This window comes from Pedobacter yonginensis (assembly GCF_003173595.1).
GTDB classification, from domain to species: domain Bacteria; phylum Bacteroidota; class Bacteroidia; order Sphingobacteriales; family Sphingobacteriaceae; genus Pedobacter; species Pedobacter yonginense.
The window spans coordinates 1,184,600-1,199,071 of the sequence record NZ_QGNZ01000001.1; the positions used below are offsets into that span (position 1 = coordinate 1,184,600).

Annotated in this window: 13 protein-coding genes; 6 read left to right on the plus strand and 7 right to left on the minus strand. The window is 34.9% G+C overall.

The annotated features are described in order from the left end of the window. Nucleotides 1–16 precede the first annotated feature (16 nt). Both DHW03_RS05160 and DHW03_RS05165 read left to right on the plus strand, forming a co-directional pair. Complete coding sequence (locus tag DHW03_RS05160) at nt 17–1,102, plus strand: acyltransferase family protein (protein ID WP_109924641.1); 1,086 nt, start codon at nt 17–19, stop codon at nt 1,100–1,102. Nucleotides 1,103–1,281: 179 nt separating this feature from the next. Next, complete coding sequence (locus DHW03_RS05165; RefSeq protein ID WP_109924642.1) at nt 1,282–2,499, plus strand: hypothetical protein; 1,218 nt, start codon at nt 1,282–1,284, stop codon at nt 2,497–2,499. Nucleotides 2,500–2,568: 69 nt separating this feature from the next. Here DHW03_RS05165 and DHW03_RS05170 read toward each other — a convergent pair whose 3' ends face one another. Both DHW03_RS05170 and DHW03_RS05175 read right to left on the minus strand, forming a co-directional pair. Next, nucleotides 2,569–4,269: a GMC oxidoreductase gene (locus DHW03_RS05170; protein ID WP_109924643.1), complete on the minus strand. Its 1,701-nt coding sequence runs from the start codon at nt 4,267–4,269 to the stop codon at nt 2,569–2,571. Between the two features lie 3 nt (nt 4,270–4,272). Next, nucleotides 4,273–4,848: a gluconate 2-dehydrogenase subunit 3 family protein gene (locus tag DHW03_RS05175; protein WP_165825361.1), complete on the minus strand. Its 576-nt coding sequence runs from the start codon at nt 4,846–4,848 to the stop codon at nt 4,273–4,275. A gap of 144 nt (nt 4,849–4,992) precedes the next feature. Here DHW03_RS05175 and DHW03_RS05180 point away from each other — a divergent pair, with 144 nt between their 5' ends. Further along, nucleotides 4,993–6,351, plus strand: coding sequence for an oligosaccharide flippase family protein (locus tag DHW03_RS05180; protein ID WP_109924645.1), 1,359 nt, complete (start codon nt 4,993–4,995; stop codon nt 6,349–6,351). An 11-nt stretch (nt 6,352–6,362) separates the two neighbouring features. Further along, complete coding sequence (locus tag DHW03_RS05185) at nt 6,363–7,256, plus strand: glycosyltransferase family 8 protein (RefSeq protein ID WP_109924646.1); 894 nt, start codon at nt 6,363–6,365, stop codon at nt 7,254–7,256. Between the two features lie 184 nt (nt 7,257–7,440). Here DHW03_RS05185 and DHW03_RS05190 read toward each other — a convergent pair whose 3' ends face one another. Beyond that, nucleotides 7,441–7,962, minus strand: a complete 522-nt coding sequence (locus DHW03_RS05190) for a serine acetyltransferase (RefSeq protein WP_109924647.1) — start codon at nt 7,960–7,962, stop codon at nt 7,441–7,443. A 154-nt stretch (nt 7,963–8,116) separates the two neighbouring features. Between DHW03_RS05190 and DHW03_RS05195 the strand changes: the two genes are divergently transcribed. Further along, entirely contained in the window at nt 8,117–8,977 is an 861-nt protein-coding gene (locus tag DHW03_RS05195) for a glycosyltransferase family 2 protein (RefSeq protein WP_109924648.1), read from the plus strand. Nucleotides 8,978–9,010: 33 nt separating this feature from the next. After that, entirely contained in the window at nt 9,011–9,787 is a 777-nt protein-coding gene (locus tag DHW03_RS05200; protein WP_109924649.1) for a glycosyltransferase, read from the plus strand. Here DHW03_RS05200 and DHW03_RS05205 read toward each other — a convergent pair. The 4 genes from DHW03_RS05205 to DHW03_RS05220 form a co-directional block, all read right to left on the minus strand. After that, nucleotides 9,784–10,647 (minus strand): beta-1,6-N-acetylglucosaminyltransferase, encoded by an 864-nt coding sequence (locus tag DHW03_RS05205; RefSeq protein WP_109924650.1) that lies wholly within the window; start codon nt 10,645–10,647, stop codon nt 9,784–9,786. The genes DHW03_RS05200 and DHW03_RS05205 overlap by 4 nt on opposite strands. Nucleotide 10,648: 1 nt before the next feature. Continuing rightward, entirely contained in the window at nt 10,649–11,842 is a 1,194-nt protein-coding gene (locus tag DHW03_RS05210; RefSeq protein WP_240618470.1) for a glycosyltransferase, read from the minus strand. Between the two features lie 61 nt (nt 11,843–11,903). Beyond that, nucleotides 11,904–13,061 (minus strand): glycosyltransferase, encoded by a 1,158-nt coding sequence (locus DHW03_RS05215; RefSeq protein ID WP_109924652.1) that lies wholly within the window; start codon nt 13,059–13,061, stop codon nt 11,904–11,906. Nucleotides 13,062–13,192: 131 nt separating this feature from the next. Then, nucleotides 13,193–14,455 (minus strand): O-antigen ligase family protein, encoded by a 1,263-nt coding sequence (locus DHW03_RS05220; RefSeq protein WP_109924653.1) that lies wholly within the window; start codon nt 14,453–14,455, stop codon nt 13,193–13,195. Nucleotides 14,456–14,472: the final 17 nt, after the last annotated feature.

Consider the following 14,472-nt stretch of genomic DNA (forward strand, 5'->3'; position numbering starts at 1 on the left):
CTACACAGACTATTTGATGAAACATAGATTTACGGTTCTCGATATTTTTAGAGGCATTTTTGCGAGTTTGGTTGTGTTTTATCACATGAGTGCCTTTTCTGACACCCCAATTCTTAACAATAGTTTTATTTACAACGCTGATGTTTTTGTAGATTTTTTCTTTGTATTAAGTGGTTTCGTGGTATGCTATTCTTACCAGTCTATTGAAACTTTAAGTGACTTGAAATTATTTGTTAAAAAGAGACTTTACAGGCTCTATCCCCTTCACATAATTCTGTTGCTCATCTTTTTGATTGTTGAAGGCATTAAAATTGGAATGCAAAATCACATCCAAATTAACAATTCGCTTGAAAATACTCCAGCTACTTTTTTTTCTTCCCTGTTGCTTTTAAATTCAATCAAAATGCCTGGCATCAATAATTTAAGTTGGAATATGGTGAGTTGGTCCATTAGCGCAGAAGTAATAAGTTACCTCGTTTTTGGGATTACTTGTCTGTTATTGAGCAAGAAATACACTAAAATAAAGCCCTTTGTATATTTGATTATTGCGTTACTTTCTCTGCTCATAATCTTCACAATAACTGGAGCAACAAAGTTGAATTACACCTTTGACTATGGATTTTTAAGGGGATTGACAGGCTTTTTCATCGGCACAGTATGCTTTTATACCTTTAATCTAATTTATTCAGAATTAAGCCAAATTAGGAAATCTGTATTCACAATCTTAGAAATCTTTATCTTATCACTCGTATTGGTAGCTGTTGTAAATGGAGAAACGTTAAAATCATTTGGCTATATTTTCGAAATTATATTTTTCGTAGCTATTCTAATTTTTGCATTCGAAAAGGGATTCATTTCTCAAATTCTGAACAAGCCGACGTTGTTAAAAAACCTCGGTAAATACTCTTATTCGATATACATGATTCACACCCTGTTCATTAGTGTTTTCAATGTATTTTTTATCCGATTGCTTAAACTACCAAATACTGCCTATTCTTATTTATTTCTGCTTAACTTCTTGGTGGTTTATTTGGTTGCGTCTTTTACTTACCAGCACATTGAAATGCGTTTCAATTACAATAAGAAAAAGCTGAAATCCTAAGCATGTCTTTTTTATCAGTCAAAAAAATGCATTTCTTTAGTCATTTTTTTAAAAATTGATTATTATCAACACCTAAATTCAAAAAAAGTTTTATTTTTTTTAAAATACACTATATTAGAGCAATATAATAATTCCTATCTCGTTTAATGAGCTAAAACGTAACATTAAAATTACTCAGAATGACAAACAAAATGATCCCTTTATATTTTCTATTGCTCTGGTTTACGGCATGTAAAAAAAAGGATGTTATCGAAGAAATTAGCTCAACAACTGTAGAAGTACCAACTCCACCTGTGGTAGTTGTACCACAGCCTTCCATAGTAACTGTTGAAGTTGGAACAGGTACAGGACCATTAGTACTGAAAAACCAGGTTGGTAAAAACTTTATCGTTAAACCCGGAACATATTCATACTTTCAATTCGATAATTTAAAAGATTGCACCGTTAACGGAGCCAATGCGGTAAAAATTGTAGGGGGTAATGTTAGTTTGACCACAATGAATGGTGTAACCATCAGCGGTATTTCTATTGAAAATAGTGCCTATAGGGCATTTAACTTTTATAATGAAGCTAACGACTTGACGCTTAAAGATATGACGCTTTCCAATATCGGCGACGTTTGTATGGTTTTTTCAATAAATAAAAAATATGACGGAACGCCAGCCAGCTTCTCCAATAATATCCAATTGATTAACATTAAAGCTGATAATATATCTACTTTCTTTGCCTCACAGGGTACTCATACCAATGATGGTTTTTCTGGCCTAATCAAAAATTTCAAAATGAGCGGTTGCTCAATCACAAATTCGCCAAATTTATCTGATGGTGTTTTCTTAGGTTTAGCTGAAGACTATGAATTTTCTAACAACACGATTAATAATGTAAATTCTACAAATGGAAACCATAATGGTATATTTCATTTAATTGGAAATGGTAAAATATTTGATAATAAATGTACCAACCACCAAGGCAATATGGTTCGGGCATGGGTGTGTAGCATTACGAAAGATGCCGGCGTAGAGATTTATAACAATGTAGTTTGGAATTCAACCCGTTATGGCGCGTTTGAAGTTCAGGTACCGCCATACCTCAAGGCCATTACTACTTTTAAACCAGGTACTTCTAAAATTTACAATAATACTGTAGGTAAATTAAATACTGGTCTTCCAAAATACTTTGAAGGACGTTTATTGGATGTTTACGACACTTATAGCACAATTGAGGTTTACAACAACTTGGTTTTCAATAATGTTGATGGCTTAATTCTAAATCAAATGTCAAGTAAGGCTACGGTCATTACGAGGAACTCAGATAATGTTTATAAGGCAACCGCACAAGACGCTGTTGAAGATTTAACGGCGTTCAAATCTTTAATTCCAGGAATCGGCAAATTATAATTCGAAAAGACATCATAAAAAAAGGGAATGATCTTAACAGTCATTCCCTTTTTTTATGGCTAAATATGATTAAAGCAAACCTGCTTTTAACTGCTGGTAGGCGAATTCGCAAGCTCTGGCCGTCATTGCCATGTAAGTTAATGAAGGATTTTGGCATGCTGAGGAAGTCATGAAGCTTCCATCCGTAATAAATACGTTTTTCACATCATGTAATTGATTATGGGCATTAAGAACAGAGGTCTTAGCATCTCGGCCCATCCTTGCAGTGCCCATTTCATGAACGGTAGAGCCACCGGGCTTTTTATAGTTGAAGGTACCAATATCTTTGAAACCAGCTTTTTCTAACATTTCGGCAGATGTAGTCTGAATATCCTCCATCATCTTCTCTTCATTATCCTTAAATGAAAAATCGATATTAACCAATGGTTGCCCCCAAGCATCCTTCTTTTCATTATTTAATGTAATTCTATTTTCCTGGTAGGGCAAACACTCTCCCCAACCAGCCATCCAAACTGTCCAAGGGCCTGGTGTTGTTAATTTGCTTTTAAAATCTACCCCAAAACCGTCTGTGTTTTGAAAGCGATCGGGCCATTCTTGTCTTTCTCCGTGGCCTTGTAAATTATAACCGCGTAAAAAACCTAAATCTGTTTTTTCATGTTTTAAATTTCTATACCTCGGTATTAAAAATCCTGCGGGCCTTCTACCCTTGTAATATTGGTCTTTGAAACCCTCATACATACCTCCAGCTCCTGCTGAGGAATGATGATCCATTAAGTTTCTACCTACTTGTTGGCTGTCATTTCCCAATCCATCAGGAAAACGTTTGGATTTGGAATTTAACAAGATAGAGGCTGTACCAATGGTAGAGGCATTTAAGAAGATAATTTTAGCAAAGTACTCATACTCTTTTTTAGTTATTTTGTCAATTACTCGTACGCCTGTGGCTTTCTTCGTTGTGTCGTCATAAATAATTTCGGTAACGATAGAAAAATCTCTGAGTGTTAAATTGCCTGTGGCAAAAGCTACTGGCAAAGTTGAGCTATTGCTGCTAAAATATCCCCCAAACGGACATCCCCTTGAGCAGAGATTTCGATATTGACATGGCCCTCTATTGTCCCAGCCTTTAGTTAAATTGGCCACCCTTGCAATAGTAAGCAATCTATCTCCATTTTTATTTTTGAGAGATGATGCCAAGTGTTTTTCAACACAATTTAAATCCATGGGAGGTAAGAAATGTCCATCGGGAAGCTGAGAAAGGTTTTCCACCTGCCCACTTACACCAATATATTTTTCTACATAATCATACCAGGGTGCAATATCCTGATATCGAATAGGCCAATCTACACCATTGCCATCTTTTGCATTGGCTTCAAAATCCAAATCACTTAGGCGGTAACATTGCCTTCCCCAAATCAATGAGCGCCCCCCTACTTGATAGCCCCGTATCCAGTTGAAGGGTTTTTCCTGAATATAAGGGTGTTCGGTATCATTCACATAAAAATGTCGATCGCCTGGATCGAAACCACCGCTTTGGATGGGGCTTTCCATAATATCTTTTTGGGTATTGAATAGGCCATTTTTAAATTCCCATGGCTTCAAATTAGCCGTCGGATAATCTGAAACGTGTTTTACGTCTCGCCCTCTCTCAAGCACCAAAGTTTTCAATCCCTTTTGTGTCAGTTCTTTTGCTGCCCATCCACCACTTATTCCAGAACCAATTACAATGGCATCAAATGTATTTTCCAAATTCGAACCTGTATTAATATTCATCGTTTATTTTGTTGCCCAAGATTTTTGATTAGGTTGAATTGCGATACAAGCCTGATAGGCACCAGGAATATAGTCGTAAGCTAAGCCTTCTGTAGCGCCATAGAAAGAATTACAATAACCAATTACGGTTAAAGCTTTTAGCCTTACAAAAAATGGCTGCCCCAATAGTTTTTTATTAATTTTATTCAAGATGCCGATTTTGTATAGGCTTTTTTCTTCAAAATGGCGCATTACCTCTATTTTCTGTTCTGCTGTACATTTAACGAAATCCGTTTGATAATTTGATTTGCAATAGTCTTGTACATCATCCAAACCATCTAAGAAAGTATTCTGCTCTGGTACAGAAGAACAATTGGTAATGATATTGATTATAAAGTCTTGAACGTTAGCCTGTTTGGCTCCTGGCGTATCCGTTTTAGGAATTATGGTTTCTGCCAACTCGGCAATCAGATTTTTATAGCTGTAAATTTCTTTTATGTTGGCTTCCTTAAAACGACTGTAATATTTATATCCAGAAAAACCAGCAACAGATAAAAAACTTAGCGCAAGCACATTTTTAACGGCATTTCTTCTATTCACTTCGGGGTTTGATTTATTTGTTATAAATTTAAACTTTATTATGATAAATATGATATGCTCTTTTAATAAAAGCAAAATTGATTATTAAATATCTTGTAAACATCCCTAATTGAAAAAAGATAATAAAGATAATCGAGTAAATTGATGAACATCATCCCAAAATTAAAAAACGTCCATTTTCTATCTCTTTTAGGAACTGGCGGTATGTCTGTACTAATCTTTGTATTTACAGCAATACTTTACAGATCATTAAGTGTTGCTGATATGGGCATCTGGTTTTTTTTCCAAACCATGCTTTCATTTCTAGATACCTTTAGACAAGGTTTTCTCACCACGGCATTTATAAAGTTTTATTCTGGAACTACAGAAGAACGAGGAAAAGAAGTGATTGGCTCTACTTGGTTTATTGCATCAACCATAACCTTAATATTTATCCTCGTAAATATTCCAATTCTTTTCTTTTTAAGCTATGTTAAAGATGAAAGTTTGAGTTATTTTTTGAAATACTTCGCTTTAAACCTACTTTTTTCGTTACCAATGATTATCGCCATGTGCATTACGCAAGGCGAACTCCGTTTTGATAGGTTGCTTTACATCAGAGTGACTCAAGTATTGCTCCTTATCATCTTCCTAGTTGGTTTAATCTTTTTCAAACTGAATAATTTGCAAAACTTGATGATGGCTAATCTAGCATCATCTTTAATTACAAGCTTGCTCACTATTTTCATGGGCTGGTCAGGCATTAAGTTCTTTTTTGCAAAAAGTAAAGCTTGCATAAAAGAGCTGTTCGATTTCGGAAAGTACACTGTAGGTACATCAATAAGTAGTAATTTATTTGGCGTAACCGATACGTTTGTGATAAACTTCATGTTAAGTCCTTCATCTTTGGCCATTTATAATTTAGGAAGAAGGCTAATGGAAGTTGTGGAAATTCCGCTTAGAAGCTTTGTTGCAACGGCTATGCCCTCACTTTCAAAGGCTTTCAATATTGGTGATAGAGCGCAGGTAATTTATATCATGAAGAAATATATTGGTATGATTACAATTGCACTCATACCCATCTCAATAATAGCTTATTTATTTGCCGGCATTGCCATGAGTTTAATTGGTGGAGGGCAATATAAAGGTACAGTTGCGGGAATGGAAGCTGTTAATATTTTTAGAATCTGCATTGCGTTTTCCTTATTCTATCCACTCGACCGATTTATGGCCGTTACCCTAGATGCCATCCATAAGCCTCAGGTTAATTTTGTTAAAATAATTGTTATGCTGGCCGTAAACTTCCTTTCCGATATCATTGGGATTTACATCTTCGGGAATATCTACGGTGTAGTTGTAGGCGCTGTTTTCCCAATTCTAGCAGCCATCATTATCTCCAATTATGTTATCCAAAAAGACTATCATAAATTTTCTATTATTGATATCTACTTTTTGGGCTACAAAGAATTGAAGTCTCTGATTTCGAGCACATTTAAAAATTTTAGAAAACAAGGAACGATTTAATATTACTTTGCATGAGAAATGAGGAACCAATAACCTTAGTAACCGTTTGTGATAATCAGTTTGTTGTCTTAATGGCGGCTTTATTAAAATCAATTGAAACCAATCATATAACCAATGAGCCCATCAATCTATACATTGTTAATGATGGAATTTCGAAAGCAAACCAGCAAAAACTAATTGAAAGCCTAACAACAAATCGACTAAATATCATTTGGAAAACAATGGAGGAGGCGATTCCTAAAGATTTAAAACTTCCTTTAGACAACACGACTTTTCCGGCCAATACCTACGCTAGAATTTGTATTCCGTATTTTATTGACCCTGAGGCCACAAAAGCAATTTATTTAGATGTTGACATGATTGTTTTGGAAGATATATCTAAATTGTGGAATACCGATATTGGTGAGTTTTCAATCGCTGCCGTTAGCGATCGATCGGAGGTGGTAAGTTCTCCATGGGGTGGCATAAAAAATTATCAAGAACTTGGTCTTGATCCGCAAAGTAAATATTTTAATTCAGGGCTTTTTATCTTAAAGCCTCAAGAATGGCGCAATTTGAATATCCCAAAAAAAGTGTTTGAATGTGCTGAAGAAAACATTCGTTACGTAAATTTTGCAGACCAGTACAGCCTCAATGTTACTTTTAATGAAAAGTGGTTCGAATTGGATCGTTTATGGAATTGTTACGCTCAAAATGAAATTGAAAACCCTTACCTCATCCATTTTACTGGGATGAAGCCTATTTATAAAGGCTACGAGGCAAATGAGCATTATAAGGATCTTTTCTTTCAATACCTGAAGCAAACAAAATGGTCAGACGTAAAGCCTAAAAGTGACTTGGTGAGATTCCTCAAAAAACTTTATAATAAAATCGTTAAAAAAGCGGTTAAGGTGCTTAAATTCTAATTTCAGATCAGTTCAGTTTGCGCAATAAGGAAGAAAAAAGCAAAACAAGGGAATATCCATTAAGATGCTGAAATAAATTCAGCATGACGAACGACCTTTGGAAGAGGCTCAATGCCGGTCATCAACCCTAAATTTATTTCAGGGTCCTTCATTATTAAAAGATATTTTTTAGGCCGAACTCGCCTTAATTTAAGTTTTCACTTGAGCGGATTATTCTTGCAGGATTTCCAACCGCAACGGAATTTCTGGCTATAGATTTCACCACCACGGAGCCCGCGCCAATAGAAACATGATCTTCTATACGGATGTTGCCAATAATTACACTATTGCAACCTACATCAACAAAATCACCTAGAACAGGGGCCTGACCTGAATATGCACCCTCCGCATCTTGTTTTACCCCGATGGTTGTGCACTGGCGAACGCTGCAATTGGATCCTATAATTGTATTCGGATGGATAACGAGCCCTGTACCGTGCCACAATTGGAAGTTTGGGCCAATGGAAGTTTTCCATGAAAGTTCTACACACATAAACCATTCGATGGTAATTCGGTAGAAAAGTAAATACCAAAAGAAAATAATTTTTGTTGCTTTGTGCCTTACAATAAGTTGGGCAATTCTAAATAGCACTACAATATATTTTCCTTTTGTAGGGTTAACTAAATTGGCATGCCAATCTTGCAAAATGTACTTTCTAATTCCCATAACAGCTTTAAGCAGCTAAATTAAATCTAAATTTTAAAATAGCTAAAGAATTTAACCATTTCTGTGTTAATAGTTTTAAAATAATTCGATATTTTGATAAGGAAAAGTAAAAGATTCATATTTTTACAATAAAATTTACAATCATCCCTCTTCAATGTATTTATTCAATAAGCCCGATTGGATTGCCCAATATCATTTTCCTTACAAAAACGTGGACGAAGTTCCTGAACAAGTTTTTGAAGAAATCAATTCGAAACTCGAAAAACTCCAGCAGGGAACACCATTAGTAACCATTTTGATTGCTGCTTGGAATGAAGAAATAAACATTTTGAGAAATTTGGCCAGTATAGCCAATTTGGAAACTAAAATACCTTTAGAGATTATTGTAGTTAATAATAATTCGCAAGACAACACTCAAAAAACGCTAGATAAACTAAAAATAACCACTTTTTTTCAAGTTATACAAGGCTGTGGTCCTGCCCGTCAAATGGGCATGGAGCATGCCAAGGGTAAATACATTATGCTGGCTGATGCCGATTGTGTTTATCCGACTTGTTGGTTAGATAAAATGATGGCGGTACTAACAGAACCAGGTGTTGTTTGTGTGTATGGTAGATATTCTTTTATCCCAGAGGCTGGTTTTCCGAGATGGAAATTGTTTATGTTAGAACGTCTTAAAGATGTTGCAGCAGAGTTAAGGCACATTAATAGGCCGTATTTAAATGCATTTGGAATTAGCATGGGCTATGTTAAAGAATATGGTTTAAAGGTGGGTTACATTATGCACAATACCCGTGGAGACGATGGCAGATTTTGTTTTGATTTGATGCAATACGGCAAAGTAAAGCAAGTAAGATCAAATGCTGCAAGAGCCTGGACTGCCCCACGCACGCTACAGAGAGATGGTACATTTACGCAAGCCATCACATCAAGAATTTCATTAGAATTTAGAAATTTATTATCGCTTTTAAAACCGCATGAACCGCATGATACAAAGACGAGTAAAAATGAATAATCAATAAATTTTCTAAAATTATTTTTATCATTAATGCATAGCTTCCCTCAAGTATCTCTTTTAATTACCCACTATAACCGTAGTGAATCTTTAGAACATCTTTTAAAATCGTATAAGAACTTAAACTGTTCCTTTGGTCAAATCGTTGTTTCCGATGATGGAAGTAAAGTGGAGCATTTAGATAAATTGAACAAGCTGAGCAGAGATTACAATTTTAAGCTCGTTACAACCCCAAAAAACAAAGGTTTGGGAAACAACATCAATAAAGGACAGGACGCTGTTGATAAGCCTTATACCTTATATGTGCAGGAGGATTTTGAACCCAGTGCAGAATTTCCTGAGAAGTTTAAGTTGGCCTTAAATTTTATGGAACATGATGATGCGTTAGATATTGTTAAATTCTATGCATATTATCCATACCCATATCTTAAACCGTTTAGCAGTGATTTTTCTGAGATGTACATCAATAAATTTGCTTCAAACTATACTAAGATTTATTATTATACAGATCACCCTCATTTAAGAAGATCGTCATTTTTCACCAAGTTTGGAAGATACCCTGAGGGCATTAAAGGCGATGTAACAGAATATAAAATGTGTATTTCTTTTATCCAAAACAGAGGTAAAGGCTTGTTCTATAATGATTATGCAAATCTTTTCCTTCAGAAAAACTCAGAAAATGAACCCAGCACCATGCAGAGGAGCAGTTGGAAAGAAAATCCAAACTTTTTAATCAGAGTAATGAGAGATGTTTATCGTCAAATTAAGTACAATTACGATATATTACTGATGAAATCGCTGAAAAGTTAATCTAATTTCTGATTCTCCAGATCAATTGAATCCAGCACTTTATCGTCAACCAAAATATCAAACTTTCTGGCAAACAGCTTATCTGATTTTTTAATCGATTCCATATCGTTGATGGTTAAAATTCGTGGATTGGCAGAACCATCCTCCCAAGTAATAAAGCGTAAGTTATTGTTTATTATGGTTTTTTGAAGATCAGAATTCATTAAAACTGTAGCGATGATAAATTCATCAGAACCCCAAGTAAATCTCATGAACTTTTTGAGCTTAGCGCTTTTCTTCATGTAATTTACTAAATAATGCGCTGCCTCATTCGAAATACTCCACCAGCTGGAAATAGAACTGCCGTACAATTTTAAAGGAAGAGGGAATTTTCTTTTAGGTAAATACTTATTCATCAACGCCTGAATAAAATATCTTCCCTTGAAATTAAGATCTGTAAAGTGATACATTTGGAACCTAGTAACGGCATGAGCCCACCAGGTTTTATCGCTTTCTTCATCATAAGATACAAAACTTTTACCAACATGATTTTGATAGAAATTATGAATATGAGATACCGGTTTAATTGGATAATCCTGAGAACTCATAAGATTATAAAAATCGAATTGCTGTTGGGTAACCAGTAGTTCTTCAATGGAAGATAAAATTGCATTAACAAAAGAAAAACCACCCCAATTACACAAAACCCGATTCTCAATAAATTTCACATGCTCTAAATTTTGCAGATAAATGAATGGTGCGATATCTATTTTTTTATCAAGATGAATAAAAAAATAAAAGTCGGGATGATGCATTGATTTGATCATCCTTTCCAGTTGAGCTGGATTTTTATAGGCCATGATTAGATGCGCGACTTTCATTTCAACTCTTTAATGTTTGATCTATAGCTTTGTAAATTAAATTCACCGAATTTTCCCAACTATGAGATAAAGCAAAGCGCTTTCTGGCTTCAATTAAATCCGAATTATTACCCTCAAGTAATTTCTCAATGGCTGGTACATATTCAAATTTGTCATCTACCAAAGAAACATAGTCCTTAAAAACAACCATCGATTCGGTTCTGGTAGCTACTGTTGGCTTACCCATTGCTAAATATTCATCTATTTTGCGTGGATAGTTACCAATGGTTAGGGGGTTAATGGCCTGTGGATTAAAACAAACGTCAAATAGATTGACATATTTAGGCAAATCTTCTGGCGACTTTGGTCCTAAAAAGTGAACGTTAGGCAGTTGATGTAAATTACTGTTTTTAAATGCTTCATCTTCTGGTCCTACCAAAACAATGCTCCATTCAGGCTTATTGGTAGCCAAATGAGAAATTAAATCTATATCCAACCGGGCAGAGGTAAGTACCCCAACGTAACCAATTATAGGTAATTTTATATTGTTAAATTCTTCCGTCTCTGTATCATCATGAAAATCATTAAAAATACTTAAGTCGCAGCCTTGCCCTACATATTCAGCGTTGGGATTAAATTGTTTGCAGTAGTTTTTAAGATATTCAGAATTTGCCGTACACAAATCATTTTTGGCAATAATTTTGGGCTCTAATTTTAGTCCGTGTTTGCGATAGTATTCGGTCGCAATCATATTATCTCTAGAATAATAGATGCTCAATGATGGATGAATCAATTCCTTAAGATAGAAACTCCTAAAAATATCACTATCGTTAAACAAAATATAATCTTTAAGCCCGAGTTCAGTGATTGCCGCTTTGATGCAACTGGCAAAGCGCTTATTGTTTATTTTATTAAACAAATCAAAGATAAAATCTCCCGGCAGCCAGTTGATAGATTCGATAAGTTTATTGGGGTAAAGGTTATATAAATTTGGCGCAATTTTCTCTAAACCGTTTTGGTCACCAGAGATAACATCTAATCTTTTTTGAACTTTAGGATCAGATTTTCCTCGAAACTTAGTAATTCGATCCAGTGGCGGATTTACATACAAAACCCGATTGGTCTTCGAGAATTCTAAAGCAATGTTTTTACAATTACTTCCAATCTCAGTATCCCAAGCCTGCTGCCCAACAATTATGATATCTCTGTTTTTCAAGATGCTTTGACTTTAAATATTACAATTTTGGTTCATGAATAGATCGCTAAATTTCTGCACATCAATTTACGTTATGTTTTGTGGCAACAGATCTTTGATTGGCTTTTTTTGAATGTAATAACGAGAGCAATTGGAAGTATATAAATTTTGGAATGTTGACTAGTGATTTGTAAATACGGGGATCGGCAGAGTGATATCTCAATGAAATCCAGAAACCTAAAATAAATAACAAGAAAGCCAATATCCATACCAAAAATACAGAAGCACTTAAAAAAATGTTGGCAACAAGACACATGCCAGACAATAAAATAAAGATAAACAAAGGCGGACGTATAATGATTAAGCCAAATAGAAACTGATTTAAATTCCAGTTTTTCAAGCCCTTAAACATAATTCCAAATCCGAACTTTGAGTACTTAAACCAGGTGTTTATCCACCTAGAACGTTGGCTAACCAGTTGTTTAGAATTGCTTGTTTTTTCATCATAAACAATTGCATCCTCAGCAAAGGCAATTCTTTTGTTCATCAATAGAATCTTCGCTTGCAAAACTTTGTCAAAACCAGCTCCGGTTAAATCATAATTTTGAAAACAGGCTTGATATAACGCTGTTTTAAAAGCCATTCCTGAACCTGAAAGCGTAGCCGACGAACCGACATTAAATAAAACCTCTCCATCATAAAAATGATAATATAGATCTCTGGCAGCATCTAAGCAGGCATATGTTGTATTTAAATTCTTGGCATTCCGAATGCCTTGAACTGCTTCAAAACCCTTATCGAAATAAACATTAAGCTTATTGATGTATTCTGGATCCGTTAAATTATCACTATCGATAATGGTTAAAATTTCATGCTGGCGTTTAAAATTAGCTATGGCATAAAGGTGAGATCTGGTATTGCTGGCCAAAGTAGTTTCCGGGCGCAATAATATGATTCTTGGATCATCAAATCTCAAATTTGAAATGTCACATTTATCTGCAACAATATAAACGAGATAATTTGAATAGTTGAGTTTTAGGATCGATGCAATTGCTGGATGCAATAAATCGGTTTGCTCGTAAGCGGTAACGATGATGGCATAATCATAATTACTAATGCTTTGAAGGTGTTGGTTCTTTTTCTTTGTGAACCAATAGGCCACAAATAAAATAATGGGCAATACAAGATTATACCCAATTAATATTTGAAAAACAAACCATATATAGTGAATCGCTACCATGAATATCAATTAATAATTGTCGTTATCCTCCTCAGCAACTTGATCATAGTATTTATAACCTTTTACAAATGCGAAAATTAAGCAGATGATACCAGGAAGTACAAAAATTTCAAATGGCATAATTTTCTTTTTTAAGACAACAATAAACTTTGTTCTTTACGATCTAATTTTGGTGCAATTGCAATAAATACCCATGATAAATACACTACAATGGATGTAGGCATGATATTGATTACTTCATTACCATAGCTACAAACCAAAATACCAGCAAAGCCAGCCGTAAGCGCTATCATTTTAATTTTTAGCGCTTGATTCTTAATACGCCATGTAATACCACAGCACTTACCCAAAATAAACATCATAATGCAAAACCAAATGGTAAAGCCAACTATACCGTACATGGCCCACACTTTAACATAATAACTATCGGGTTGAACGGTAGATAAATATTTATCGGAATTATACATTACGCCATTAAATCCGATTACACCTAAGCCACCGCCAAATGGCAAATCTTCCATATAAAGGCGAAGATTTCTTTGAGTGTTCATTCTAACATTTAACGATGCGTCCTCAGGATTTAATGCTGTTCTGAGTCTGAAAATTTGATAGTTTCCATCTCCAATGTGCGTAAACTTTAAAACACATAAAAAACTCAAGGCAACAAAACCACCAATTAATATCGCTTTTAAATTCTTGCTTAATAATATGGCCAAGAGCACGCCTGCAACTAAGGCAAAGAGTGCACCTCTGGTACCCGAAATTAGCATTCCATAAAGATTTAAGAAGGCACAAGCCAGTAACAACAATCTTTTCCAAAGTTTCATGGGTATAAAAGAAAGTATTAAGGCCATAACCCCAATATGAGCCTGTGCAGCACCAAATTGTCCGGCATCAGAATAGAAAGAAAATACCCTTAACCTCCCCCATAGTAAGTGGGTGCTCGCATTTTGTATTAAAAATGCTTGTTCTCCTTTGGATAAACCTATGTACAATTGCTTAATGCCATTTAAGGAGGCAAGCGTTGATAAGCCAATGATGATGATTAGAAATATGTCAAGATCACGATTGGTTTTAAAAATTAAGAAACCTGCCATAACCATCAACAAGGGGTACAGCGCAGTAGTTCTGATTTCTGCCAACCATCCAATTGTAGCAGACCCTGGATTAACAATTTCTAAAACACTAATTACGAACCAAAACAAGATCACATAAAGAATGTCTTGTTTTAAATCCTTCCAATCGTCGCCCGATGATTTTATTGTAGCTGCAATAAATATTAAAACTAAAAAAACTTCAATAAAAATTCCAACAGGAATCCCCCCGATTTCTCGGGCAATGATCCCATACAGAAAACAATATGCAACTAGCGTATAAAGTAAAATTCTATGCATGCTGATTTAAGAAGTTT

Coding starts and splice junctions, on each gene's coding strand:
- DHW03_RS05200 (WP_109924649.1), top strand. CDS start 9,011: ATGCATAGCTTCCCTCAAGTATCTCTTTTAATTACCCACTATAACCGT.
- DHW03_RS05160 (WP_109924641.1), top strand. CDS start 17: ATGAAACATAGATTTACGGTTCTCGATATTTTTAGAGGCATTTTTGCG.
- DHW03_RS05185 (WP_109924646.1), top strand. CDS start 6,363: ATGAGAAATGAGGAACCAATAACCTTAGTAACCGTTTGTGATAATCAG.
- DHW03_RS05165 (WP_109924642.1), top strand. CDS start 1,282: ATGACAAACAAAATGATCCCTTTATATTTTCTATTGCTCTGGTTTACG.
- DHW03_RS05205 (WP_109924650.1), bottom strand. CDS start 10,647: ATGAAAGTCGCGCATCTAATCATGGCCTATAAAAATCCAGCTCAACTG.
- DHW03_RS05170 (WP_109924643.1), bottom strand. CDS start 4,269: ATGAATATTAATACAGGTTCGAATTTGGAAAATACATTTGATGCCATT.
- DHW03_RS05215 (WP_109924652.1), bottom strand. CDS start 13,061: ATGGTAGCGATTCACTATATATGGTTTGTTTTTCAAATATTAATTGGG.
- DHW03_RS05220 (WP_109924653.1), bottom strand. CDS start 14,455: ATGCATAGAATTTTACTTTATACGCTAGTTGCATATTGTTTTCTGTAT.
- DHW03_RS05180 (WP_109924645.1), top strand. CDS start 4,993: ATGAACATCATCCCAAAATTAAAAAACGTCCATTTTCTATCTCTTTTA.
- DHW03_RS05195 (WP_109924648.1), top strand. CDS start 8,117: ATGTATTTATTCAATAAGCCCGATTGGATTGCCCAATATCATTTTCCT.
- DHW03_RS05190 (WP_109924647.1), bottom strand. CDS start 7,962: ATGGGAATTAGAAAGTACATTTTGCAAGATTGGCATGCCAATTTAGTT.